Origin of the sequence: Motiliproteus sp. MSK22-1, assembly GCF_001968815.1 — a bacterium.
In the GTDB taxonomy this organism is placed as follows: domain Bacteria; phylum Pseudomonadota; class Gammaproteobacteria; order Pseudomonadales; family Balneatricaceae; genus Motiliproteus.
Genome location: NZ_MIEQ01000024.1, coordinates 48368 through 73976, shown reverse-complemented (window position 1 = coordinate 73976; position 25609 = coordinate 48368). Strand labels below are relative to the sequence as shown.

Genomic DNA, 25609 nt, shown 5'->3' with positions numbered 1-25609 from the left:
ATATCGCCAAAAAATAGTACTTTAGTCGCATACCTTTCGTGGAAGGATAACGAGCCTTGAGGCAATTGACAAGAATATTCAACACCCTGTTCAATACCCGCTAACAATCTCAAAACTAAACCTCACTGAAAATAAGAAAGCGCGATATCAACAGAAACAAAAAAGACGTTGACCTACATCAATCAAACTTCATACTGATCAACTAATGACCGAAGTACCTGCCTGGATCAATTCGATTTATCCACAAATAGAATAGTCTTGACGACAATTCAGTAGCGCCGGGCGAGCGTGACATCTGTGCCCGGCAGGAATAACAACAGTGCTCAGGCGGGAGTAACAACCGGGTACTCCAAGACCCCATAATATGCAGTGGATCACAAACAATGACCGCAGTCGTCAACTCAAAAACAGCTCCTATTAAAGTTCTAATGCTAGACTCTCGGGGGGAATATTTTGATTGGGCTTCCAAGATCAACCAGGGAGGTCGTCACTGGGATGTTCTTCGGGTCGACAACAACAAAGCAATGCTCTCGTTCCTTTCAGAATCAAAATATCATGCAGTCGTCGTTGCTTCCTCAACACGTATTCACGCAGATCAAGACTGCTTAGTCAAAGCCATTAATCTTCAGCCACGAGCACTACGTATTCTTCTCCCGGGAATGCCACTGAGCAGAGGCCAGCAAAACCGTACTCAGGACTTGGTGCACAGAGTCTACTCAGACCAGCAGCCTCTGGAAGAGGTGGCAGAAGGTATTGAAAATCTGATCAAAATAAATCGCCTGCTGTACAAGCAGAAAAACCGTGAATATATAAATTCATTAGGACAGCTACCTTCCCCCCCGAAAGTCTATAAAGACTTAAATGAAGCTCTCAGTTCAGATCAGAGCAATGCTACGCACATCAGTCGTATCATTGGCCAGGACCCGGCGCTTGCAGCCAAGGTCCTGAGTGTAGTTAACTCCGCATACTTTGGCCTGGATCGAAAGATTAGCAACATCACTGAATCGGTCACACTACTGGGCATAAGAATGCTGAGGGCTCTAGCCTTATCTGGACACCTGGTCAGTCTCTATCCACAGCAGCGTAACTGGTCCTATTTTTCTTTCGAGAGTTTAAATCAACGCTCAATGCTCGTGGCACGTCTAGCTCACCAGATATGCCGCGATCTAAAAGCCAGCCAAGCCATTCAGGACCAGGCTTTTATCGGCGGCCTGCTACATGATCTGGGTGTATTGGTGATGGCGTCTCAGGATCCGCAGCTCTATCGAAAGATAATGGTCATTTCAGCTCAGAAAAAAGCGCCGTTATGCAGTGTCGAAAAGAAGATGCTCGGACTTTTTCACGGTGAAGTTGGCGCCTATTTACTGGCTCACTGGAAACTACCCGCTGCGGTTATCGAAGCGGTACTGCTTCACCACACTCCTCAGCTTTCTCCGGGTTCAGAGTTCAGCCCTTTGACCGCCGTACATATCGCTGACTCGCTGTTAGCCGAAGCAGAGACAGAGATCGGAGCCAATTTATCAAATACCCTGTCAATGGACTATTTGAAGCGTGTCGGAGTTGATAAGGAAATACCTCGTTGGAAAATCACCGCTAATCTATATCAAAACTCAAAATAGTCACTGAGAACCACCGGGATCAAGATAGCTCCGAATCAGGATCCCTGAACGACCCCACAGCCCTTCGTTGCTCTCGCATCTGAAAAGCAGCTATACTTTTCGTTATGGCTGTAATATCCAGACAGGTTTCTATGAAATAGTTCAGGCTGTGAGTATGGTCGCCGGAGCAATCGACAAGCAGGATATAATAATTCCCATCCCTGATCCCCAAGTGACAGGATCGCCCGACGCTGGTGCTCGCGTCGGCAAACAGAAATGCGGATTAAAAGTCCTCATGCTGGATACCGAGGGTATTTATTTCGACTGGCAAAGTAAAATTAACCAGACTGGTCGGCATTGGGACATCCTTAGAACTGACGATGTAGAAAGTATGCTCAGTTTTCTTGAGCAATCCCGCTATCACGTTATTGCAATAGTCTCTTCACAACATATTCACCAGAGCTGGCGATGTTTGGTCAAAGCTCGCGCTCTGCAACCCATAGCTGTTAGAGTTCAGCTACCGGGAATGCCGATGAGTGAACAACAGCATGAATTGTCACTGAACCATGCTCATAAGGTATTTTCTGATCACTCAACAATTGAAGAGACTGCGCGAACCCTAGAGTATTTGGTTAAAATAAACCGTTTGCTGAATAAGCAAGCAATAAAGTCTTATCTGCACACCGATAGTCAGCTGCCAACTCCGCCGGCAATCTATGAAAAACTAAACAGCCTGCTGGGCTCTGAACAGAGTAGCACTGACCAGATCAGCCATATCGTCAGCCAGGATCCTGCTTTGGTGGCGACCATATTGAAGCTGGTTAACTCGGCTTCTTTCGGACTTCGTCGTCAGATCAGCAATATAAAAGATGCTGTAACACTACTAGGGATAAGGCATCTTCGGGCACTGGCCCTATCAGGGCACCTTACCCATAAATACCCTCAAAACGGATCATGGTCACTATTTTCATTTGAACATATGAACCTTCGATCACTGTTAGTCGCACGACTGGCACACCAGCTTTGTGTTGAACAAAAAGCCAGCAAAATTGTACAAGATCAGGCTTTTTTAGCTGCCCTGCTCCACAATATCGGTCATCTAATCCTGGCATCCAGAGATCCCGCCCACTACCAGAGCGTAATGAAACACGCGACCGAACATCAAATAGGTATTTGCTGTGCGGAAAAACAGCTCTTGGGAATTTATCACGGTGAAGCAGCAGCTTATCTGCTAAATAAATGGAATCTACCCAATCCTGTTGTGGAGGTGGCGCTACTTCATCACACACCTCAACTTTCAGCTGACACAGAGTTCAGTCCTCTTACCGCTGTACACATCGCTGATGCAGTCATTCCAGCAACCAGTAACGGTATGAACACGGATCTTAGCAATCGATTATCTAAAAGCTACTTGCAGCGCCTGGGAATAGACAAGAGAATCAAGGACTGGAAAGGACTTATCGCTCAATACCGCCAAATGGGGCAGTCCTTGCATTAAAAGGTTTTTCAGGAGGCTAATCTCAGCTTTCCTCACTCCCAGGGTGCTGCCTCCACATCAAATAACAAACGCCGCAGTTAGGGGCTCGAGTCTGATAAACAATGTGCGTACCAAAAACAAGACGTTCTTATCAGGCAGCTTCCCATATACGCTGTCCAGAAAAACGAGACTGCAAATACTCCATCTGATCACCAAGTATCTGACGATTAGCCAAATACATAAATTCAAATAGATTAGGTTCAAAAGGAACAGCTAACAGCTCCATACTCGCTTGTTCGGGTGTGCGCCCACCCTTATGGTGGTTACACCGCTGACATGCCGCTACAACATTGTTCCAACAATCGGCACCACCTTGAACTTTTGGAATAATATGATCTCTGGTCAACTGACTGTCACTGAATTGAAAGCCACAATACATGCAGCGATGACCATCACGACGGAATAAAAAGCGATTACTCAACGTCGGCGCAAACGGATGGCTGCGAACCGAACCATCACAGGCGATGATTGGTGCTACATCTAAATACGAGCGCTCACCACACCGATTGATCCCGCCATGGAGACGAAACTGTTCGTCCCCCAAGCTCCATACTACCTGCTCTTTAACATATAGCGTGGCGGCTTCTTCGCGGGAGAGCCATGACAGGGGAAGCCCTGTTTTATTTAACCTCAAAATACTGACAACCATACCTTTATATAGCATATATTCAGCCACTTTCGCACATTCCACTGAATCCAAGTATAGTAAATCCTCTATTCATCTGAGATTATTGAATTTTCTAAAAGTGCCCCATAACCCCGTTTTTCGAACATAAAAAAGTCATTCCACTACAGAACCGGCTATCGGGATGCTGTTTGAGCTTTGACAACACCAGGCCTTTTTCAACCGTTCCCCCTGATCGATCACCTCTGTGGTGAGGATGAAGAACCGCCAACCGCCACTTTTAATCAACGGGGGTCGACACACAGATAATCTACCAATACCCACACACAGAAACTGTGGGTATCTCTGTGTGTAAATTCTGCATAAAGCCATCCCTGGCCAGCACTTATGGGATTTTTAGATAGTTGATTAAAGTTTGATCTGAAATAAAAAATTATTCAATAAAAACAAACAGATATAATTTTCAATATATTACATGAAGAAATACGCATTGACCTTTAATGGAAAACTCGCTAGCTGTACCTCAACAACCATGGCTTGTGTATAACTTGTTTTATCATAAGAGCTAAAACTTCTATAACTAATGTTGCTGTTCCTTTCAGGCCTACCATTTTTACATATGTATTTTGTAAACCGACAGCAGACCAAGGCACCGGTCAGATCTATCGGCAAGCCTTTTGATTTAAGATTGTACTGACCACGCTTATTAGCGGGGCGCCAACCAGTCACTTACAGGACAACAGCTTTGCAACTGCTTTTTTGTTGGTACGCGTCAGCTTCTGCATAAGGGAAAAAGGTACATCCTGATATCCATAGATTTGCCCGATATCCTCCAACATCTGTAACCAAAGATGCGCTGTCATTTCCGCGTCTGCCAATGCACGGTGAAACACACCGTCGGTAGGGAGTCGTTTGTAAGCAACCAAACTGCTCAATCTATGATTCGGAGCATCCTGATACAGGCGACGGGCAGCAAGCATGGAACAGGCAAACCCACCGCTATAATTACGTCCTATTCGCAGTAGTTCTGCATCCAAAAAACAACGGTCAAACGACGCATTGTGGGCAACTAAATTATGACCCTCGATAAAGTCTGCAAATTCATTCATAACGATCTCGCAAGGAGCTGCGTCTCGCAACATAGCATTAGTAATACCCGTGTATTGCGAAATAAATTGACTCACCTGTCGCCCAGGATTCATTAATTGTTGAAAACGATCTGCTATTCGACCTCCTTCTATCAATACAGCACCAATCTCAATGGCCCTGTCTCCACTATTGGGAGAAAGTCCTGTAGTTTCAAAATCAAGCACAACAAGGGAATCTGCGTTTCTGCTATGGGCTTTTTCTATCATTTATTTTCCAGGTAAGAATTTTATCAGCAAGAGAGCATTGCCGGATTCCTAAGAGATTTCCGGGAAGTTGCTGGTTACAAACAGCACTCTGATGATAATAGTTTGAGTGTGATCCATCGAGACTATTCCTGGACATAATTTAATATCCCCGATCGATTATCGCTCGCACGTCATGACCGGGCAAAATCCAGAAAACCTGTCACAGACATTCGATCCAATCCGCCATTCCTCACCAGTGTTTTATTTAGAAATATCATTTAGAACAGATCTGGATCCTCTGCCTGTCGCGTATCGATAGGTGAGTGTCGCTATAGACTAACCAAGCAGACTCGACTCAATTGATATACTGCTCAAGTCCAATAACAAGGCTCCCAACATGACGGCGAATAAAGAAATGAGCGATAAAAAACACTTGTCCGATATCGAAATAGCCCGCGAAGCAACTGGAAAACCGATCCAGGAAATTGCGGAGAAATTGGATATTCCTCAAAGTGAAATTGAACAGTATGGCAAGGATAAGGCTAAACTGAGCCTCGATTTTATCCAAAGCGTTCAGCACCGCCCTAATGGAAAACTGATACTGGTTACAGCAATAAATCCGACACCCGCAGGTGAGGGAAAGACGACAACCACTATCGGTCTTGGCGATGCTTTAACTCAAATTGGTAAAAAATCCGCTATCTGCCTCCGAGAACCCTCTTTGGGCCCTTGCTTTGGAATGAAAGGTGGCGCGGCCGGTGGTGGCTACTCACAAGTCATTCCGATGGAAGAAATCAACCTGCACTTTACCGGTGATTTCCATGCCATTGGCCTTGCCCATAACTTACTCTCAGCCGCACTGGATAATCACCTTCACCAGGGGAATCAGCTGAATATTGATCCTCGTCGAATCACCTGGCGCAGAGTCATGGATATGAATGACCGTGCACTACGCCAGATAAATCTGGGCTTAGGTGGCCCTGGTAACTCAATCCCTCGTGAAAGTGGCTTTGATATTACTGTTGCTTCTGAAATTATGGCTATTTTCTGCCTCGCTAACAGTCTTGCAGAGCTGAAGCAGAAAATGGGTGATATCGTTGTTGCCCAGACTTACGACAAAAAGCCGGTTACTGCCAAAGAACTGAATGTTCACGGCGCTATGACCGTGCTACTGAAAGATGCTTTCAAGCCTAACTTAGTACAGACATTAGAAAGTACGCCCGCATTCGTACATGGCGGACCTTTTGCCAATATCGCTCACGGTTGCAACTCCGTCAGTGCCACTAAGCTGTCCATGAAACTCGCAGACTATACGGTAACTGAAGCTGGCTTCGGCGCAGATCTGGGGGCTGAAAAGTTCCTCAATATCAAGTGCAGAAAGGCAGGCCTGGTTCCTGATGCCGTTGTTCTTGTTGCCACAATTCGCGCCTTGAAACTTCACGGTGGTGTCGAGCTTAAGGATCTGGGTACAGAAGACTGTGAGGCTGTCTCCAGAGGTGTGGAGAACCTTAAAAAGCATATTGAGAACATACACCAGTTTGGGCTTCCTGTTGTTGTGGCTGTCAACAAATTCGTTACCGATACAGATAACGAAGTTAAGACTGTTCAAGACAAGTGTGACTACCTGAACGTTAAGGTCATCCCTTGTGACCATTGGGCAAATGGCGGTGCAGGAGCAATAGATCTTGCTCACGAAGTGGTTGATCAAATTGAAAATCACACGACTGATTTCAATTACTTGTACGAAGACGATATGAGCCTGTGGAACAAGATCAAGACTATCGCGACAAAAATCTACGGTGCGAACGACATTACCGCTGATAAGAAGCTACGTGATCAAATCCATGCCCTTCAGGAAGGTGGATATGGTCACCTGCCCATTTGCATGGCTAAGACCCAGTATTCATTCTCGACTGATCCTGGACTGCGGGGACGGCCTGAAGGCTTTGACGTTCCGCTCAGTGAAGTTCGTCTGGCTGCCGGTGCGGGTTTCATCGTTGTGCTGACAGGCGATGTCATGACAATGCCGGGGCTACCTAAAAAACCCTCTGCTGAGGTAATTGATATTGACGACGAAACAGGGAATGTCATCGGTCTGTTCTGACAGGCAATTCCGGGAACGACTACATCCCCAGTCGTTCCCTGTTGTAAGTTTGTCACTTGTTAGTAAGATTATCTCTTGCACTCTGCATTGGTGATCTTGCAGCTTTGGTCAGACGCCGAGGGGGATCAGCCTGATTCCCCTCTGATACTTTTACGCTCAGTAGCCCCTATTCAACGTTAGCCAGTACTTCCCTGGCGATTACTTCCACCTGCTCGACCGTAAACCCAAAGTGCTTCATCAATTCTCCAGCAGGAGCTGACTCCCCAAAGGTGCTCATTCCCAGAACCTTACCATCCAGCCCGACATAGCGATGCCAGCTTTCCGGGTGTGCCATCTCAATTGCAAACCTGGCGCGCACCTCTGTTGGAAGCACAGCATCACGATAAGCCTTATCTTGTTTTTCAAAACGCTCCAGGCAAGGTAATGACACCACTCGAACAGAAACCCCCGTCGCCATAAGACGGTCAGCTGCGGCCAGTGCCAGTGAGACTTCAGAGCCGGTCGCCAATAAAATCAACTGTGCAGTTCCGGTACAATCCCGCAGGATATAACCACCTCGACTGATAGCTTGCAGCTGTAATTCATTACGAGGCACTGCTGGTAAATTCTGACGTGAGAGCACCAAGGCACTCGGACCCTCGACACGCTCAAGCGACGCACACCAGGCAGCAGCGGTTTCAGTTTCATCACAAGGACGCCATACCTCCATATTAGGAGTCTGACGCAAACTTGCTATCTGTTCCACTGGTTGGTGGGTAGGACCATCCTCCCCCAGCCCAATGGAATCATGGGTATAAACAAAAATATTGCGAATCCCCATCAGCGCCGCCATCCGCACGGCATTGCGAGCATACTCCATAAACATCAGGAAGGTGCCCGCATAAGGGATAAAGCCACCATGCAGTGACAGGCCATTCATCATCGCGCTCATGCCGAATTCACGGACACCGTAGTGAATATAATTACCACCGCTTTCATCCGCCGATATTGAAACGGACCCTGACCACTGCGTCAGATTAGATGGGGCAAGATCTGCCGATCCGCCAAGAAGTTCCGGTAATATGGGCCCAAGTGCTTCCAACACCTCCTGAGAACTTTTACGAGAGGCCAGGCAGCGACCTTCAGACTGGCAATGACGTAGCAGTTCATCGCGCCGTTGATCCCAGTCCAATGGTAACTGACCTTGCAGACGACGATCCAGCTCCGCGGCTAACTGCGGATAAGCTTCCCGATAGGCTTCAAACCGCAATCGCCAGGACTCCTCCTGCGCAGCGCCCTTCTCTCGCGCATCCCAGTCCGCGTAAATCGCATCAGGTATTTCAAAGGGTCCATAATCCCAATCCAGCTGCATCCGTGTCGCAGCAACTTCCTGCTCCCCCAGAGGTGCGCCATGACAGTCGTGACTGCCAGACTTGTTGGGTGAACCAAAACCAATAGTCGTTTTGCAGCAGATCAAACAGGGTCGAGAAGTATCCTGCTTAGCCTTTTGCACAGCCCCCTCAATATCCTCAGCATTATGACCATCCACATCTTCGATCACTTGCCAGCCATAGGCACCGAAACGCGCCGCAGTGTCATCGCTGAACCAATCCTCAACGTCTCCGTCTATGGAAATACCGTTGTCATCATAAAACACAATCAATTTGCCGAGAGCTAAGGTACCAGCCAGAGAGCATACCTCGTGGGAGATTCCCTCCATCAGGCATCCATCTCCAACAAAGGCATAGGTATAGTGATCAACCACTTCGTGACCGGGGCGATTAAATTGAGCAGCCAGTATTTTTTCTGCCAGCGCCAGGCCAGTAGCATTCGCTAATCCCTGCCCTAGTGGACCGGTAGTAGTCTCCACACCCGGCGTATAACCATATTCTGGATGACCTGGGGTTCTGGAGTGCAGTTGGCGGAAGCTTTTCAGCTCCTCTATGGGCAAATCATAGCCGCTAAGGTGCAACAGACTGTATAACAGCATTGAACCGTGACCATTCGACAGCACAAAACGGTCACGATCAGCCCATTGCGGATTAGCCGGATTATGTTGCAGGTGATCTCGCCAAAGTACTTCGGCGATGTCAGCCATCCCCATGGGGGCACCTGGATGCCCGGATCCTGCCTGCTGCACAGCATCCACACTTAACATTCGCAGAGCATTGGCTAACATACGACGATTTTGTGGCACAATAGTTTCGACAGATTTCATTTAACACAACCCTCCAGGCGCTCTGCTAACATAGCTTCCAGCTGCAACTGATCCCCTTCAAAACCGCGAATACCCTCGGCAAGTTTTTCTGTTGCCATAGCATCCTCGTTTAGCTGCCAGCGGAACTGAGATTCAGAAAGAACCTCTGGTACAGACAAATACTCCCCACAGTCCTTTAGCTGTGACTCAACAGTACCTTCGGTGTTAGCAAGTTCCTCAAGTAGCGCGGGACTGATCGTGAGACGGTCACAACCTGCTAAAGCCAGAATTTCACCGACATTGCGAAAGCTCGCACCCATGACTACGGTTGAATACTGGTGGCGGCGGAAGTATTGATAGATATTAGCAACAGATAACACTCCAGGTTCTTCATCAGCCTGGTAACTTTTCGAAGGATTGTTTTTTTTGTACCAGTCCAGAATTCTCCCCACAAACGGGGAAATCAGGTAAACCCCCGCTTCAGCGCAAGCACGAGCCTGAACAAAACTGAAAATCAGGGTCAGGTTGCATTGGATACCCTCTCGCTCCAGAGCCTGAGCTGCACGAATACCTTCCCAGGTGGCAGCCAGTTTAATCAAAACACGATCACGGCTAATACCAGCCTCCTCATAAAGCCTCACTAAATAGCGTGCTTTATCGATACTGGCATCCCGATCAAAGGACAACCGAGCATTCACTTCGGTAGAGACTCGACCAGGTATGGAGCCAAGAATTTGAGTTCCCATAACCACAATCAAACGGTCACAGGCCTCGTCAATTGCTTGATCCAGGTTACCTCCAGAATATCGGACAGTAGTGAGAACATCCCTAAGTTGCGCTTCGTACTGGCCGGATTGCACCGCCTTTAAAATCAGAGAGGGGTTAGTGGTCGCATCCTGGGGTACAAATCGGCGAATAGCATCAAGATCCCCCGTATCGGCCACCAAGGTGCTGTATTGTCTTAATTGCTCTAACAAACTGGGCATGGTACTTCCTAAGTATTATTCAATGGATTCTGCAGCAACCTGTTGCAAGCTATCCAAACTTTCATAGAGGTTACGATGGATATGATCGGCAATGGAAAACTGTTCAGGCCGAGGGTGAGCTAAGCCCGGCACAGCCACAACTTCCATCCCAGCGGCCTTGCCAGCGATCAGCCCATTCACCGAGTCTTCCCAGATCCGACACTGCCAGGGAAAAGCATCAAGCCTGTGGGCAGCCAACTCGAACACCGCAGGATGCGGCTTGGAGCGAGGAACTTCGATACCAGATGCAAACACCTGCACCGGTAGATCATATTTTTTGACGACGGATTCGATAAACAACAATGGCGATGAAGAGGCTATCGCCAAACCGATACTCTGCTGTAAAAGCCACTGAAGTAACTCTTCAGCTCCCGGCATCAAGGGCGCCTGATGAATTCTTGCCCCCATGGTATCGAAAATAGCCTCTCGAAGTTCATCCGGCTTTATCAAGGCCTCTGGATGGATACGAGCCATTGTATTGGCAAACTCTCTGGTACTGGTACCGCAATACCGTGCAACCTCAGCCAGTTCTAATTCAAGGCCATATTGCTCCAGCAGAATCTCCTGCTCGGCTTTTTGCCAAAGCGGCTCGGAATCAATCAGCAGCCCGTCCATATCAAAAATTGCGTATTTCATACTTACACTCGATAGTTGGCTTGATTAAGGTTCAGCTTGCCTGGAATCATTACTCAGCAAACCCTGACGATGGCTCAAAGCATGCATATTTGGTTTAAGTGCTTGATAAATATCACAGTACTGCTCGAACATATGGTCATACATCACCTTATTCGCTGGATCAGGAACGGCACGGGATTCCAGGGTTCGCCAGTTGTGAATTTCATTAATACTGGCGATTTCACCAATAGCCAGCGCTGCCAGCAAAGCCCCCCCCAGGGGTGCTTCAACCTCCTGCTCAATAGTCAACACAGGGTAGCCGGTGATATCAGCGATAAGCTGCATCCACAGATCAGAGCTTGCCGCACCACCAACCACTATCAATTCCGGGTCCAGACTGATCGCCCCAAGCTTGCCGCATTCCATATTGTGGCGCAGAGCAAAGGTTAACCCCTCAAGTACTGCGCGATACAAATGAGCCTTGCTGTGGTAGAGCGTAAGACCCACAAAAGCCCCGGAAGCTTTTGCATCCCATACAGGGCTGCGCTCGCCCATCAGATAAGGAAGAAAAAGCAGACCATCTGCGCCTGCCGGAGTTTTAGCTGCCCCTAACTCCATAAGCTCATGTACATCAATTTCGGGCAAAAGGCTGGCGGCCTGTTGCTCTGCTGAACAAAACTGATCACGAAACCAACTGACCGATGCGCCAGCCGTAATCGCGCCACCAAAGATATAGAGATCCTCGCTTGCGTTGTGCACGTAAGGCATACTGATCAGACCATTGCGAGCATCTGTCTGTTTGTTGACAAACCCCCAACACATACTGGTTCCGATCATCGCAACATGATTACCGGACTCAACTACACCCGCAGCCAGCGTTGCCATTGCAGCATCGACACCACCGGCGACAACCGGCGTACCGGGCAATAGACCCAACCGGTTTGCTGCATCAGGTAGCAATCGACCCACAATCTCATTGGATTCCACAAGTCGGGAAGGCATCAACTCCGGATCGATACCAAGAGCGTTAAGCATGGATACAGACCAGGTACGAGAGCTGATGTCGTAAATCCCGCCGATATTTCCTGCTGAGCTATGATCTACAGCAAGCTCTCCAGTCAGGTGATATTGCACATAGCTATTGGGTGGCAGCAGGTATCGCGTCCTTGACCACACTTCAGGCTGCTTGTGCTTCAACCAGAGCATCTTGGTATAACCATAATAGCTATCAACGCCATTACCGGTAACCTGTTGCAAGTGCTCCATATCAATATGCTGTCGTACCCATTCCACTTCTTCGTTGGAGCGCCGATCCATCCAAATAAGACAGGGGTGCAGCGCCTTAATCTCCGAATCCACAGGAATTCCTGAACCACCATACAAACTGCTGACACAGATCGCTTTGATGTCTGACGGCATTACTCCGGCAGACTGAATAGCTTCAGCTGTGGATTGATATACGGCTTCCAGCCAGACTTCAGGCCATTGCTCGGCCCACATAGGACGAGGCTGTTCCACTTGATATCCAACTGAAGCCTGAGCCAGAATTCGTCCATCTGTCGCTGTCAGCAGCGCCTTGGTGCTCTGGGTACCGATATCGACACCGATAACGTAACTCATGGAACACCTCCTTTAAGGCTTGAGCAAAACTTTTATCGAATCGGCCCCCGATGCCAACTCAAATGCATTTTCCCAGTCACTTAGCGGATAGCTATGTGTCACGATATTTTTTGAGGTCACCAGGCCACGCTGAAACAGGTCAATCGCCACGGGATAAGTGTAGGGCCCCAAATGAGCACCGCGAATATCCAACTCTTTACGATCACCAATGACTGACCAGTCAGTCGTGGTTTCCGCACCAAAAACACTAAACTCTACGAACCGCCCCAGTTTTCGAATAATCTGCAACCCCTGGGTAACCGCTACAGGAGCCCCGGTAGCCTCGATATAGACATCGCAACCATAACCATCAGTCAACTTTCGAACCTCTGCATCGATGTCATCCCTGGCAGGGTTCAAGACAAGATCGGCACCAAACGTTTTCGCCAGTTCAAGACGCTCATCCACCATGTCAATAACCACCAGTTTTCGTGGAGTCTTCAATCGAGCCACCTGCACCATACAAAGCCCTAAAGGCCCGGCTCCAGCCAGGACGACCACATCATCCAACTGAATATCAGCCCGATTGACTGTATGGATGGCACAAGCCATAGGTTCGATCAGCGCCGCATCTTCCATCGAAACCGATTCAGGGATCTTGTGCAGCCGAGCATTAGACGGGACACGCATGTACTCAGCCATACCTCCTTCAGCAACATCCTTCTGGAAACCAAAGATATTATGTACTTCGCACATCCAGTATTGACCTGACGTACAAAAACGGCACTTACCACAGGGAACTATCTGCTCGGCAATCACTTTGTCACCAACCTGAACACCGAAATGCTCAGCAGCACCTTCACCAAGTTCTGCAACTCTGCCGTAAAATTCATGTCCGGGAATAACTGGTGCCTTAAGCCAGGGAGTGTCACCGCTCCAGAACATATCGGCTCCCGAGCTTGCTTTGCAATCGCTGCCACAGATACCGCAGGCTTCTATTTGAATAATAACTTCGTTTAATCCCGCTACCGGACACTGGCGTTGTTCGAGACGGTAATCATTGGGGGCGTAACAGACCACAGCGGTCATATTTTCTGGTATGTCTCTCATTAATTCTCTCCTGAAACGCTGATTGAGCGAATTGAATAAAGGAAAAGCTGATGTTTGCTTGCAGCGAGTACTGCCCTGTTGAACTGCTTATCAATACCTGTCAGTCTCAGGACAACGGCCTATCATTCCTTTTTGGCAATTTGTTCTTCCAAATGGCTAAGCTAAGGAAAAGTAAGTAGTCAGCAACTGCCAGCTAATTCTCGGCTAGCAGCTCTGTTAATCACCCGGTTTCATCACTAGAGCCAGATTGAAAAATAACTCTCTTTATGCACTGTGCAGTGCAGTGACTGTTCCGGTACATTGAGTAGATAGATTCGGACTAATACGGTTATCGTGGTTATCAAAAACATGACAGCGGTGTCTGGGTAGTGTGAGATATATGGTTTCTCCACCGTGATAGTTTCGTTCACCCACGGCGCGGACAGTGACTGAGCCGACCCCCGGAATCTCAACAATCAGAAAAGCATCACTTCCCAACTGCTCTTCGACAACTATCGTTCCGCACCAGTCACCCTGTTCATGGGAGTATTCGAGATGCTCAGGACGAATACCAACGGTCATGTTGGAAGTCATGTCCTCATGAGCAATACCGGGAACACTGATCAGTGTTCCGTCAACCAACCTTATCTGGTTATCAGCTGCTGGCTGAGCACTGACAAAGTTCATCTTGGGTGAACCGATAAAACCAGCAACAAATTTGTTGACGGGACGATCATATAACTCGACCGGCGTATCAAATTGCTCAATCCTGCCCGCCTGTAATACCACAATTCGGTTAGCCATAGTCATGGCCTCAACCTGATCATGGGTTACATAGACCATAGTTGTCTTAAGAGAATCGTGAAGACGGATCAATTCCACCCGCATTTGCACTCTCAAGGCAGCATCAAGATTGGATAGCGGCTCATCAAACATAAAGGCTGTCGGGTCCCGGACAATCGCACGTCCAATCGCCACCCGTTGCTGCTGCCCTCCGGACAGTTCACGTGGTTTGCGATCGAGCAATTTTTCCAGCCCTAAAGTCTTTGCCGCGTAACTGACTTTTTCTTCAATAAGCTCTTTCGGCGCCTTGGAAATACGAAGCCCGAAACTGATATTGTCCCGAACACTGATATGGGGGAACAGCGCATAGGACTGAAACACCATCGCCAGACTCCGGGATGAGGGCTTTTCATCAGTCATATCCTGACCTTTAATGAAAACCCGCCCTGAAGAAACCTCCTCAAGCCCTGTGATCATTCGCAGAAGTGTCGACTTACCGCAGCCAGAAGGACCAACAAAAACAACGAATTCGCCATCTTGTATTTCAAGATTAATATCCTTGATAATACTGACTTCACCAAAGGACTTGCATACATTTTCTAGAACTATTCCACCCATCTCGAACACCCTACGAAATAACTATTTCTTATACTCAATTTATTGTCACCAGCTATGGAAGCTGCGAATAAGTCCGTTCTGTTCTCAGCGGTTTTACGCTGACGGACGCCATACCCTAATTTTTTACAGCTCCCATAGTGAGGCCGGAAACGATGTGCTTTTGCATCAACAGAGTAAAAATAATCGGAGGGAGTATCTGGATAATTGTCGCAGCCGAAATAAGCTCCCAATATGTCTTAGTAACCGTCGAAAATGATGAAATAACGACAGGAAAGGTTTTTGCTTCACGGCTGGTTAAAAACAGCGCCAATAACAGCTCGTTCCAGGCAAAGATAAAGACAAACGTGGATACGGTTGCGATACCGCTTTTAGCTAACGGCAAAGCGACAGTCCGGAATGTTTGTCCCCAGGTACAGCCTTCAATTCGAGCTGCTTCAATAATTTCCTTGGGTATATTCCTGAAAAAGGACATTGATACCCAGATGGCAAAGGGGAGGTTAAAACCCGCATAAACAATGATTAATGAACCGATGGTATCCAGCATTCCAGCGGTATTAAAGACCATGAACAAAGGCACTGCTGCCGCAATGGGTGGCATCATTCGAGTACTGAGAATCCAGTCTGCAAGAAAATTTCGTCCCTTAAATCTATAGTTGACCAGACCAAATGCGGCAGGCAAGGCAAAAGCCATACAAACAGCAGTTGCTCCTAAAGTCACAATGACCGAATTCAAAAGGTATTGCCAATTTTCGGACAATAACAAGACAAAGTTATCCAAATAGCTAAAGTCCGGTATCCAGACAGGCGGAATAGCATAAATATCTGAAATGTTTTTAAATGCAGCCAATACCATCCAGATAATTGGTGCGGTGAATATAAGGGTAATAAATAGCGCAGCAATTACAGCTAACCGATTATTTGATTTAGTCATTTTGCATTCTCCGCAAGTACCTTACTGCGATGGTCGTTATAATGATGCTGATCAGCAGTATCAGCACCGCGGCAGCAGAACCATAACCTACCTGGAAAAACCGGAAATCCTGGCGATAGGCAAAGAATGTAACCAGCTCGGTAGCGTCACCGGGCCCACCACGAGTAGTGACATAAACCAGATCGAATAACTTAAGATTGTCGATGACTCGAAGAATGATACCGATAAGGATCACATCCTTGATGGCGGGTAGCTCGACCCAGCGGGCAACGTGATACCACTTAGCCCCCTCAAGCTCAGCCGCTTCGTACAAGGAGTCCGGGATCGAAACCAGGCCAGCTAACATCAACAGCATCATAAAAGGTGTCCACTGCCAGGCATTAATCAGAATAACGGAAAGCAGTGCAACAGAAGGATCACCAAACCATGAGAGAGGCTCAACACCTACATTTGAAAGTAAATAGTTGGCAATACCTAATGTCGGATTCAGAATATAGCTGAAAATCAATCCTACACAGATTGGTGTAATCATCATTGGTAAAATAGACATTGAACGCAATACCTGACCTACCCTTTGTTCCCGTAAGCTCAGAAATATCTTTGCACAAACAAAACCGAGAACTATTTCAATTGCCATTGAAGAAACAGTTAGAATCGCGGTATTTAATATTGATTTCAAAAAAAGTGGGTCATTGAGAAGATTCAGGTAGTTTTCTAATCCCACAAAATATTTTTTATCCAGACGTGTTAGTTTAACGTCATATAAACTCAAGTACACTGAGTACAAAAAAGGAAACACACTTAAAAAAATTAAATAAAGAACAGCAGGAAATATAAATAAAAAACCAGCTCGTTTATCTAAATCTATTTTCGAAAGCGGTAGCACCAATTTGCCAAGACTATAAGATATTTGTGCCATCGTATCGCCTAAATATATTTTTACATCAAAAACCACAACCACCCTATTTGAAAAGGTAAGGAGCCAAGCCCCTTACCTTTGACAATCTAGAGGCTCTAGAGTCTAGGGGGCCTAGAGTCACTACTTGTCGATATATCCTGCTCGAGTGAGCATCTTGGTGATATTCTCGTTAGCCCTATCCATTGCCTCCTGGGGAGTAGCATCACCGACTATCGCGCGGTTCACCTGAAGACCCAAAGCATCAATCATTTCGAAAGTCATCGCATGACGAGGACGTGATTCAGCCCAAGCTTTCTTCGATGATTCATAAAGTGTAGGCACCCAGGGCTGAGCTGCAATAATATCCCGATCCTGCATCGCAGAGTGTCGACTTGGCGGACCACCGGCCAGTACAAAACTCTTGTGAATTTCTGGACTGGCGAACCACTTCATAAAGTCCCATGCAGCTTTTTTCTGCTTGGAGTGAGCATTCAGACACATAACCCAGCCTCCCACCGGAGGCACAGACTTCTCACCCTCAGCGTGAGGGAACATAGCTACGTCAAACTTGTCCCATACTTTGGAAATCTTAGGGTCGGTAAACAAGGGAGTACGTACTGACCAGTTATTGATCATCGCCACCTTCCCCTGAGTAAATGCGTTCGCTCGCTCATCCCAGGCAAACTGTTCAACCCCTGGAGGTCCGTAAGGCACCATATCCTTAAAGAATTGAACCATCTCTACCGCTTTCGGGGAATTGAACAGTGGAGTCTGATCCTTGTAGGGGGCATTGGAACCGGGGTAATTGCTTTCCCAGGGTTTTCCACCAGCCGAATAAATCCATTCAAAGAACTGCTGGCCAGCGGCTGATCCACGCTGGAAGTTCATTGCCATCCCGTCAACACCAGGGAAATCGGGACTTTCAGAGAAGAATTTTGCAGCAGCTTTAAGCTCTGCAAACGTTTCCGGAACCTTAATATTTGCCTTTTCAAACAGATCTTTTCGGTAATGGAGCATGTGCCAATAACCGGCAACAGGTAAACACTGAAGCGTGCCGTTCCAATACGCCTGCCCGGTAAAGGACTCAATATAATCATCCATTTCAGTTACTTCGGGATTAGTTCTTCCCACCCGCTTCTCGATCGGATCAATACAGCCGGCCTCAACAAACTCACCCGTCCAGATACCGTCAATAAAGAGCACGTCGTACTGATCATCACGCTGAGAACAGTTGAGAATCTGCTTTTCGTGCAGCGGATCGTAGCCAAAACCCTCGATTTCCACACTCGAGTTTGTTAGCTTTTCAAAATCCGGGCTAATTTTTTTCAGAGAATCGATAAACGGATCTTGGATGGTTTGAATACGCAGCTTAACGCCGTCATGCTTCTTTAATTCTTTATTCCAGTCTGTTGCACCTGCATCCGCCGCAGCCAGCCCTAAGGCCAATGCGGAGATCATTCCAGACTTCTCTATTAATTTTTTCAAAGCCGCACCTCTTCTTATTTTTTCGTTTTATTCTACTTCCAAGGAGCCAATCAACAGCTCCTCATATCAACACACATCCTGTGTTTGATTCGTTGATTCCATACGGAACCTGATGCCCTCTAAACAGGGATATTCTTAAAACCCCCTGACAAAACCAACGGCATACTTATGAGGTTTTATCCAACTGAATGTTTAAATTCCCGGCAGGACGAGTTGATTCCCTCACCGAAAGAGAACAACGATGGACAATATGTTTGGTGTCCGAATCGTCTCCGTTCATTCTTGCATTAAGACAGTCCCACACAGACTGTGCGATTGCTTCAACGGGCTGACACACCGCAGTCAAAGGGGTCATTCGGGCCGACATCCACAAATAATCATCGAAGCCAATCAGTGAAATATCCTCACCCACCTTGATACCTCGCTGGGCAAAACAGGATAAAATTGCCAGCGTAACCATATCTGTCATCGCACAGATCGCTGTCGGCCGATCGTGACTATCCAGCCAACGACCAAGACGCTCTGCACCAATATGCGGGTTCGCCCCAACCTCAGCAATTTCAGCCACACCACCCGATTGTTCGATTTCTCTGCGCGCTCCCTCACAACGAAGGCGAATAGGCTCCAACTCCAGATCAGATCCCAATAACAGAACACGTTGGTGACCGAACTCAGCCAGACAGTTGGCAACGATTGAACCTGCGTGCAAATTATCGATTGCAACGGTATCGACCTCAGGTTCGCCCGAAAAACGATCAGCGATGACAAAAGGAAGGTTCTTGCGTTCCTCAAGAACGCGACCCGGAACCTCATTAGAACAAGGAAAAACGGCCATGCCGGCAGGTCGCCAGGACAACAAAGCATTAAGCCGACGCTCTTCGGCATTCACATCGTTATTTGAGTTGCCAACAATAATTTCATAACCGCTGGCTCCTGCAATTCGTTCTATCTCAGTAATAATCGATGTAAAGAAATGATCAGAAAGATCAGGAACCAGAATCCCTACAATTTTGCTTCTGCCACTGCGTAGAACAGATGCTGTTCGGTTCACGCTATAACCCAGCTGATCCGCCACCGAGCGAACATGTTTTGCCAGCTCGTCACTTACAGGTTTCTTACCGCTAAAGACATTGGATACAGTGGCGCTGGAAACACCAGCACTCTTGGCCACGTCAATAATCGAAATCGATTTTTTCAAAGATCCAGACCTCTCAGGTACTTAATTCTTATAATCAAAGCATCAGTCAACTGGGCAATTTACAAAATGTTAAACGTTTAACCTAGACTTATAAACGTTTAACTCTTTCTGTTAAACGTTTAACATAGCAAAAAAACTTTAGCACCATGATTGATTTTTTTCAACTTTGAGCCTCAGATTCTCACAGACCAAAACACTGATATGCGCATTAGGAGCACAGATAGACCGCTCTCAAAATATACTTACCAATTGAAATCGGAAGCTTTGGTTCGATCAATAAGGGTTACATTGACCGGAACAACTTCCGGAACACTACTCCCCCACAACTTAGCTAACGCCATTGCCAACCCAAGGCGTACCTGATCGCGAGGATACTGCGCTGTCGTGGCAATAAACCTTGAGTTTGGTTTCAAAATGGCCTGGATAGCCTGCGGGTGCCCATCAACACTAACCAGCTTAACGTTCCGATCATTGGTCTCAATGGCAACCAAGGCACTCAATGCGCCTATATCATTCACACTAAAAATCCCTTTCAAGCCCGGATATTTCAAGAGCATAGCCTCGCTTACTCTCAAGGCAACATCACGCTCCTGTCTGCCATTCCTCTTGGCAACAATCTTAATGCCGGGATACTCTTTCATGGCATCCTGAAATCCGCGAACACGCTCTAAAATAGGAACAACAGAAATCCCATCAAGAATAGCAACCTCGCCTTCTCCTCCAATGTTGTCTGCCAGGTACTGACCTGCCAGATATCCGGCTTCATAGTTTTTTGAACCCACATATGAATCCAACGGTCCTACAGCCTGAGCATCAACGGCTACAGTCACGACGCCTGCTTGCTTGGCCGATAAAACCGCAGACTGTATCCCTACCGAGTCGGTGGGATTAAGCAACAGAATATCGATACCCTTTTCAATCATACCTTCGACATCATTAATCTGTTTAGCAACGTCATGACGAGCATCAGTGACAATGACCTCAGCACCAATAGAGTCAGCAGCTCCCTCCAAAGCCTCTTTCATTGCCACGAAATACTGATTATCAAGTTCCTGAAAGGACATGCCTATTTTCAATCCTTCAGACTGAACCGAGCCGGAAAATCCGATCAGGCAACTGAAAACAGCCACCAATGAAGTCAGTTTTTTACTTATCGAAAACACATCTGACCTCTCACTTTTGGTGAATATAAGAACTTTCAAGCTGCAAATCGGTTATCAACTGATAACTTCTCCTAGAAACAAAGTTAAACGTTTAACCGTCCGGTTACTCTACCACCCTCTGACAGGTATTTCAAATATTTGAATAGCTTGATAACACAAATTCTGTCGCATATAGAATTAACAATGAACAGAGTGATCAACAACAGACAAAGGCACCTAAGGAACCTAAGGAACCTAAGACTGCTATAGTTTTACGGTGGCGGCTTCGATATCGTGCTTGTCTATACAATCACCTCATCAAAAGGCTAAGCACAGATAAAAATTCCTGGCCATAAGTGAAGTTATCCAGAAAGAATAAGCATCCATTAACAACAGGCCCATAAAGTTCGTTTTACAGTGCTGTTGTCTGAGCAATTAACGTCTTCGAGAAATGTCTTGTGCTGAAAAGATACCGTTTAATGTACGTATTGCTAACGCTAATACTGCTTGCCATCCCAACTATTTCTAAAGCCATAGCAAAAGAAGTATCTATTGCGGTATATGAGTACTCCCCCTTCATCGGCCCCAAGCTGGATCGAGGAGGTATCATTATTGAATTAGTTGAAACTATTTTTAAACATGCTGGCTACGAAACCCGACGGGTAACTATGCCACTTGCACGCGCTATTGCGACATCAAAAAATGCGGGCTTGGATGTTATTCCTGGTCTTTGGCGAAGCCCTGAACTGGAACAGCAGTTTTTGTATGGAAAAAGAAGCCTGCTTACAACCCCGCTAGGGCTTTATAAAAAGCGCGCAAATGACGTTCTCCTGGATCAAGACAATTCTGGCCGGATTACCGTAGCCATACCAAGAGGCTACTCTTACACATCTGAAAACGACCTGTCTCACCTGTATCATGTATCCGTCAATAGTGATCTTCAGGCACTCAAGCTGGTACTCAAAGGCCGTGTTAAATTCGCTCTGACCTCTCTAGAAGTGGCCAAACATCTATTCATGGAGAATCTGCACTTAAGTGAGACGCACTTGGAATTAACAAGCCCCCTTGTTGGTGTCCGGGGTTTCTATATCGGCATTTCCCACCAACACCCCAATGGCAAGCGCCTCCTTGACGATTATGAACGCTCTTTTTCAGAATTATTCAGTCGGGGACTGTTGCAGCAAATTGTTCAACGGTGGAGACTAACGGTCAAAGCACCGATCTCCAAGAGTCGCTGAGAAGCCTGTTACCATCTGCTAAAACAAATTCTGTAGCAAAGTCATATTAAAATGATCAAATACTATTTCCTACTCTTACCACTCATAACATTTAATGCCCTGGCTGGTAATCAGGAGGATTGTCTGCGAGGCTTTGGTATTTACAGCTATCCCTGCGAGCATAAAAAAACAACCAAAGCAGCACTGAGAGAGAACCTAACCCTAAGTCAAAGCAGCAACAGTAAAACGCCTGATCAAAGAGGCGAAGACGCCTTAGAACCGGCAATTATTCCATCCACTTCTGAAGCTTCCGAGTCGTCAGAACAAAAAGGGCCCGAGTTGCTCAACTCTGTGCCACCCGATCGCCTGAGAGAGCTGGAGATCATGGGCGCGATGGAAAAACTGGACCGAATACTGACAACTGAAGATGAACGCGAGATAGAACGACAAAAAGCAGAGGCGGCTCGACAGAAAAAATTCCAGCAGCTGATTCACAGAAATTCAATAGGAGTTGGAATGAATCCCCAACAGGTTATCGATTCCTGGGGAAAACCCTTTCGTATAAACCCGTTTAGTGAGAGCATTGAGCAATGGATATTCCAGCGCAGGGATGGTCGCGACCAGATTATTTATCTTGAAAACGGCAAGGTATCAAGCTGGGAATGACCACATCGATGCAACAACAATGCTGTTTTTCTTTCGCTAACGTAACGCCTAAAATAAACGCTAACGCTTAAGCAAGAATATCAAACATAGAACCCTATATATAATCTCCTAATTCAAGTATCAGACTCAGTGCCTCCAGTATGAAACGCCTACCAACCAAAGCACAGATTCGAACCGAGATCGAAGATCAGGTTGAAGAGTTCCTCAAACAAGGAGGAGAAGTACTGGAAGTAAAGACAGGCAGCACAGGCCTGGTAAACGGGGAGTTAAATACCAATAATCTCGGTTTTGGACAGCCCCGCCAGCAACGCACTCCGGTTCAGGAAGCCATCATTGCGATTGAGAAAAAGCGTCAATCGAAGCTGGCAACTAATAAACCTAAAAAACCAAAACCTGCTAAACCCCAAAAGAGAGTAATCTATGATGACTTTGGCGAACCTGTTCGGGTTGTCTGGGAATAAAACAGGCTCCGTTTGAAGTCCTCAGATCTCAACCTATGACAGAAGGAACCCAGGTTCCCGAACCAACTTCCAGGAAAGCATATATGAATATTCAGCTGTTGCTGACGGGCAACGAATTGATGAACGGCGACATTGTCGATTCAAACTCCGCAATGATTGCTCAGCAATTGCTGGAACTCGGCCTGACGATAAAAACTAAAGTCACCATTGGTGACGATCTGAGCTTGCTGGTTGAGCAGTTACAGACTCTCTCAGCTTCAGCCGATATACTGATCGTCAACGGTGGTCTGGGGCCAACCCGGGATGATATGACAGCTGAAGCTCTGGCGCAGCTGACCGCTACTTCGTTAACCGAACACCCTCAGGCTCTGAAGCACCTGACACAATGGTGCCGTAACCGGGGTAGCCAACTGAATAACGCCAACCTTAAGCAGGTAATGTTGCCTGAGGGATCTGGAATCATTCCGAATAATAGAGGTTCCGCAGTAGGCATTCGATTGAATCACAATCACTGCCAGATTCTATGTACTCCAGGAGTGCCCAGTGAGCTAAAGGCAATGCTGGAGCAGACCATTATTCCTGAGCTCGGAACACAATCCCCCAGAGAAAAGTCTTTGCTGCTCAGTCGATTTCAAACATTTGGTATTGGAGAATCGGGACTGCAACAGTGGATAGATGAGCAATTTCCTGATTGGCCCGAGGAAGTAGAGCTCGGTTTTAGAGCAGGAGTACCTACCTTAGAAGTTAAGCTGCAAACACAAATTCAATATTCCGATCAGCATGAAAAATGGTGTCATAAACTACAGGAATTAATCGGAGACTATATAGTCTCGGAAGGAAGCCAAAGCTTGAGCCAAGCTGTAGTAAAAACCCTTTCACAGCTAAAAAAGAAAGTTACAACAGCAGAATCATGCACCGGTGGTTTGATCGCTTCAATGTTAACTCAGGTACCGGGGTCATCCTCGGTATTTGAAGCGGGCTATGTTACCTATGCCAACAGCGCCAAAATGAAAATGGTAGGAGTCAAAGAAGAAGATCTTAAACGTTACGGAGCAGTCAGTGAAACCGTGGTCAGACAAATGGCTCAGGGAGCACTGGAACGCAGTGGTGCAGACTTTACCATAGCCGTATCAGGTGTCGCAGGCCCTGATGGAGGCAGCGACGAAAAGCCTGTGGGACTGGTCTGGTTAGCATGGGGTGATCATAGCGAAATCCATAGTACCAGCCTATACTTCCCCTATGGACGGGGTATGTTCCAAGCTATGGTAGCTGGTGCAGGCTTGGATCTTATTAGACGAATCGCCTGCGAAATAGAGGGAACGCCACGCTACATTACTGAGCGCAAACCACCACAGTTGCTATCAAAGCAAACCTAGTCTCAGTCATAGAAGAGCTCTCCAAATAAAGAACCGGAAACAAGGAGCTCTTACAATATGAATCGAATCAGCCCAACAACAGCGAGTTCAGGCTTTTGTAAGCTATGTATGGCCCTAATACTGTTTTCAGGTACTGACATTGCTATCGCTAATGGAGACCAGCAATCTCTAAAGCAAAATAAAAATCCAGTGATTCGTATCTGTTATGAAGAGCAGTTTTACCCGCCCTATTCTTACCCTCCAGCACGAAACAGCCATCAGGCAACGCACAAACCGGGTCTACTGATAGAGCTGGTAACCCTTGCGGCTGAAGCATCCGGCTTGCAGCCGGAATTTGTTACGTTGCCCTGGAAGCGTTGCATCAGACAGCTCAAGCATGGTCTGGTCGATGGGATTTTCGCCGCTATCTGGCAAAAAGAACGCGATAAATGGGGTCTGTTTCCCAAACAACTGAATCGACCCGATCAAAGCAAAAGTCTCTGGACTGGCCGTTACTCCATCTATACCTACAATGACTCACAATTAACCTGGGATGGTACTCGTTTTGGAAATGTTCGACACGGTCTATCCGCACCTCTGGGCTACGTAACCGAAAAAAAACTGCGTCAGTTAAATGTCTTTTCAAATCAGGCGTACTCTCCTCAGGAGGGACTGAAAATAGTCACTCTGAAACGACTGGACGGCTATGTGGTAGACGAAGCGATCTTTGAGACCCAGTTTCGATCAGACAGACAACTGGGTCAGCTTCGCAAGCTTCCAGTCCCCTTTATCGAAGCTGATTGGTATTTGCCACTGTCCTTTCAATGGGTAGAAAAAAACCCTGAATTGTCAGAACGTTTTTGGTCATCCCTTGGCAAAGTTCGTCAGGACCAGGGCAAAAGGCTATACAATAGTTACATCCCCCATTAAAATCGCTGACCAGAGAACATCCACCAAGATTCCATCTAATCCGATGGGACAGTTGTCAAAACAGCTTTTTACTGCCTATCTTTTACCACTAACGGCTCTTTCTTCACTGATAGAACCACGTATGCTTAACTCCCTGAGCGGCCTATGGCATTTGGCGTCCTCCCAGCGCTATACTGAAACGCTAAAGTAAAAGCTAAAAACACACGAGTGCCTGATTTTTAAC

At 46.9% G+C, this 25609-nt stretch carries 21 protein-coding genes; 8 read left to right on the top strand and 13 right to left on the bottom strand.

Annotation, left to right across the window (positions count from 1 at the left end; translation table 11 throughout):
• Positions 1 to 383: 383 nt before the first annotated feature.
• Positions 384 to 1619 (top strand): HDOD domain-containing protein, encoded by a 1236-nt coding sequence (locus BGP75_RS04950; protein ID WP_076715951.1) that lies wholly within the window; start codon positions 384 to 386, stop codon positions 1617 to 1619.
• Positions 1620 to 1773: 154 nt separating this feature from the next.
• Entirely contained in the window at positions 1774 to 3096 is a 1323-nt protein-coding gene (locus BGP75_RS04945; protein ID WP_143820985.1) for an HDOD domain-containing protein, read from the top strand.
• A 130-nt stretch (positions 3097 to 3226) separates the two neighbouring features.
• Here BGP75_RS04945 and BGP75_RS04940 read toward each other — a convergent pair whose 3' ends face one another.
• Together BGP75_RS04940 and BGP75_RS04935 are read right to left on the bottom strand one after the other, a co-directional pair.
• Positions 3227 to 3811 (bottom strand): HNH endonuclease, encoded by a 585-nt coding sequence (locus tag BGP75_RS04940; RefSeq protein ID WP_233152842.1) that lies wholly within the window; start codon positions 3809 to 3811, stop codon positions 3227 to 3229.
• 674 nt (positions 3812 to 4485) lie between these two features.
• Positions 4486 to 5115 carry a PolC-type DNA polymerase III gene (locus tag BGP75_RS04935; protein WP_076715947.1) on the bottom strand — a complete coding sequence of 210 codons (630 nt, stop codon included), beginning with the start codon at positions 5113 to 5115 and terminating at the stop codon, positions 4486 to 4488.
• Between the two features lie 376 nt (positions 5116 to 5491).
• Here BGP75_RS04935 and BGP75_RS04930 point away from each other — a divergent pair, with 376 nt between their 5' ends.
• Complete coding sequence (locus BGP75_RS04930) at positions 5492 to 7198, top strand: formate--tetrahydrofolate ligase (protein WP_083704631.1); 1707 nt, start codon at positions 5492 to 5494, stop codon at positions 7196 to 7198.
• 166 nt (positions 7199 to 7364) lie between these two features.
• Here the strand turns inward: BGP75_RS04930 and tkt are convergent, their stop codons facing one another.
• From tkt to BGP75_RS04875, 11 genes are all read right to left on the bottom strand, one after another.
• Positions 7365 to 9395 carry a transketolase gene (tkt, locus tag BGP75_RS04925; protein ID WP_076715946.1) on the bottom strand — a complete coding sequence of 677 codons (2031 nt, stop codon included), beginning with the start codon at positions 9393 to 9395 and terminating at the stop codon, positions 7365 to 7367.
• Positions 9392 to 10360, bottom strand: coding sequence for a transaldolase (tal, locus tag BGP75_RS04920; RefSeq protein WP_076715945.1), 969 nt, complete (start codon positions 10358 to 10360; stop codon positions 9392 to 9394). The genes tkt and tal overlap by 4 nt, the downstream gene beginning before the upstream one ends.
• A 15-nt stretch (positions 10361 to 10375) precedes the next feature.
• A complete protein-coding gene (locus BGP75_RS04915; protein ID WP_076715944.1) occupies positions 10376 to 11035 on the bottom strand; it encodes an HAD family phosphatase in 660 nt (219 codons plus the stop codon).
• 24 nt (positions 11036 to 11059) lie between these two features.
• A complete protein-coding gene (locus BGP75_RS04910; protein WP_076715943.1) occupies positions 11060 to 12634 on the bottom strand; it encodes an FGGY-family carbohydrate kinase in 1575 nt (524 codons plus the stop codon).
• A gap of 12 nt (positions 12635 to 12646) precedes the next feature.
• Positions 12647 to 13723 carry an alcohol dehydrogenase catalytic domain-containing protein gene (locus tag BGP75_RS04905; RefSeq protein ID WP_076715942.1) on the bottom strand — a complete coding sequence of 359 codons (1077 nt, stop codon included), beginning with the start codon at positions 13721 to 13723 and terminating at the stop codon, positions 12647 to 12649.
• A gap of 264 nt (positions 13724 to 13987) precedes the next feature.
• On the bottom strand, positions 13988 to 15103 hold the full coding sequence (locus tag BGP75_RS04900; protein ID WP_076715939.1) for an ABC transporter ATP-binding protein: 1116 nt from the start codon (positions 15101 to 15103) through the stop codon (positions 13988 to 13990).
• 115 nt (positions 15104 to 15218) lie between these two features.
• On the bottom strand, positions 15219 to 16034 hold the full coding sequence (locus BGP75_RS04895) for a carbohydrate ABC transporter permease (RefSeq protein WP_076715938.1): 816 nt from the start codon (positions 16032 to 16034) through the stop codon (positions 15219 to 15221).
• Positions 16027 to 16671, bottom strand: a complete 645-nt coding sequence (locus BGP75_RS04890; protein WP_233152846.1) for a carbohydrate ABC transporter permease — start codon at positions 16669 to 16671, stop codon at positions 16027 to 16029. The genes BGP75_RS04895 and BGP75_RS04890 overlap by 8 nt, the downstream gene beginning before the upstream one ends.
• Positions 16672 to 17073: 402 nt before the next feature.
• The gene (locus BGP75_RS04885) at positions 17074 to 18417 is read right to left on the bottom strand and encodes an extracellular solute-binding protein (RefSeq protein ID WP_143820983.1); all 1344 of its coding nucleotides are present in this window, start codon (positions 18415 to 18417) and stop codon (positions 17074 to 17076) included.
• A 166-nt stretch (positions 18418 to 18583) separates the two neighbouring features.
• On the bottom strand, positions 18584 to 19615 hold the full coding sequence (locus BGP75_RS04880; RefSeq protein WP_076715934.1) for a LacI family DNA-binding transcriptional regulator: 1032 nt from the start codon (positions 19613 to 19615) through the stop codon (positions 18584 to 18586).
• 242 nt (positions 19616 to 19857) lie between these two features.
• On the bottom strand, positions 19858 to 20778 hold the full coding sequence (locus BGP75_RS04875) for an ABC transporter substrate-binding protein (protein WP_076715921.1): 921 nt from the start codon (positions 20776 to 20778) through the stop codon (positions 19858 to 19860).
• Positions 20779 to 21236: 458 nt separating this feature from the next.
• On the opposite strand from BGP75_RS04875, the gene BGP75_RS04870 reads away from it, so the two are divergent.
• The 5 genes from BGP75_RS04870 (at position 21237) to BGP75_RS04850 (ending at position 25386) form a co-directional block, all read left to right on the top strand.
• Positions 21237 to 21995 (top strand): ABC transporter substrate-binding protein, encoded by a 759-nt coding sequence (locus BGP75_RS04870; protein WP_076715919.1) that lies wholly within the window; start codon positions 21237 to 21239, stop codon positions 21993 to 21995.
• 51 nt (positions 21996 to 22046) lie between these two features.
• Positions 22047 to 22640 (top strand): hypothetical protein, encoded by a 594-nt coding sequence (locus tag BGP75_RS04865; RefSeq protein WP_076715916.1) that lies wholly within the window; start codon positions 22047 to 22049, stop codon positions 22638 to 22640.
• 140 nt (positions 22641 to 22780) lie between these two features.
• Positions 22781 to 23101: a hypothetical protein gene (locus tag BGP75_RS04860; RefSeq protein ID WP_076715913.1), complete on the top strand. Its 321-nt coding sequence runs from the start codon at positions 22781 to 22783 to the stop codon at positions 23099 to 23101.
• A gap of 83 nt (positions 23102 to 23184) precedes the next feature.
• Positions 23185 to 24477, top strand: coding sequence for a CinA family nicotinamide mononucleotide deamidase-related protein (locus BGP75_RS04855; protein WP_076715912.1), 1293 nt, complete (start codon positions 23185 to 23187; stop codon positions 24475 to 24477).
• A gap of 57 nt (positions 24478 to 24534) precedes the next feature.
• On the top strand, positions 24535 to 25386 hold the full coding sequence (locus tag BGP75_RS04850) for an ABC transporter substrate-binding protein (RefSeq protein ID WP_076715911.1): 852 nt from the start codon (positions 24535 to 24537) through the stop codon (positions 25384 to 25386).
• Positions 25387 to 25609: the final 223 nt, after the last annotated feature.

Excerpts from the sequence above, each read along its gene's own strand:
- BGP75_RS04935 (WP_076715947.1), bottom strand. The coding sequence starts at position 5,115 with ATGATAGAAAAAGCCCATAGCAGAAACGCAGATTCCCTTGTTGTGCTT.
- BGP75_RS04855 (WP_076715912.1), top strand. The coding sequence starts at position 23,185 with ATGAATATTCAGCTGTTGCTGACGGGCAACGAATTGATGAACGGCGAC.
- BGP75_RS04930 (WP_083704631.1), top strand. The coding sequence starts at position 5,492 with ATGACGGCGAATAAAGAAATGAGCGATAAAAAACACTTGTCCGATATC.
- BGP75_RS04945 (WP_143820985.1), top strand. The coding sequence starts at position 1,774 with ATGGTCGCCGGAGCAATCGACAAGCAGGATATAATAATTCCCATCCCT.
- BGP75_RS04870 (WP_076715919.1), top strand. The coding sequence starts at position 21,237 with ATGTACGTATTGCTAACGCTAATACTGCTTGCCATCCCAACTATTTCT.
- BGP75_RS04865 (WP_076715916.1), top strand. The coding sequence starts at position 22,047 with ATGATCAAATACTATTTCCTACTCTTACCACTCATAACATTTAATGCC.
- BGP75_RS04950 (WP_076715951.1), top strand. The coding sequence starts at position 384 with ATGACCGCAGTCGTCAACTCAAAAACAGCTCCTATTAAAGTTCTAATG.
- tal (WP_076715945.1), bottom strand. The coding sequence starts at position 10,360 with ATGCCCAGTTTGTTAGAGCAATTAAGACAATACAGCACCTTGGTGGCC.
- BGP75_RS04895 (WP_076715938.1), bottom strand. The coding sequence starts at position 16,034 with ATGACTAAATCAAATAATCGGTTAGCTGTAATTGCTGCGCTATTTATT.
- BGP75_RS04850 (WP_076715911.1), top strand. The coding sequence starts at position 24,535 with ATGAATCGAATCAGCCCAACAACAGCGAGTTCAGGCTTTTGTAAGCTA.
- BGP75_RS04910 (WP_076715943.1), bottom strand. The coding sequence starts at position 12,634 with ATGAGTTACGTTATCGGTGTCGATATCGGTACCCAGAGCACCAAGGCG.
- BGP75_RS04900 (WP_076715939.1), bottom strand. The coding sequence starts at position 15,103 with ATGGGTGGAATAGTTCTAGAAAATGTATGCAAGTCCTTTGGTGAAGTC.
- BGP75_RS04890 (WP_233152846.1), bottom strand. The coding sequence starts at position 16,671 with ATGGCAATTGAAATAGTTCTCGGTTTTGTTTGTGCAAAGATATTTCTG.
- BGP75_RS04860 (WP_076715913.1), top strand. The coding sequence starts at position 22,781 with ATGAAACGCCTACCAACCAAAGCACAGATTCGAACCGAGATCGAAGAT.
- tkt (WP_076715946.1), bottom strand. The coding sequence starts at position 9,395 with ATGAAATCTGTCGAAACTATTGTGCCACAAAATCGTCGTATGTTAGCC.
- BGP75_RS04915 (WP_076715944.1), bottom strand. The coding sequence starts at position 11,035 with ATGAAATACGCAATTTTTGATATGGACGGGCTGCTGATTGATTCCGAG.
- BGP75_RS04905 (WP_076715942.1), bottom strand. The coding sequence starts at position 13,723 with ATGAGAGACATACCAGAAAATATGACCGCTGTGGTCTGTTACGCCCCC.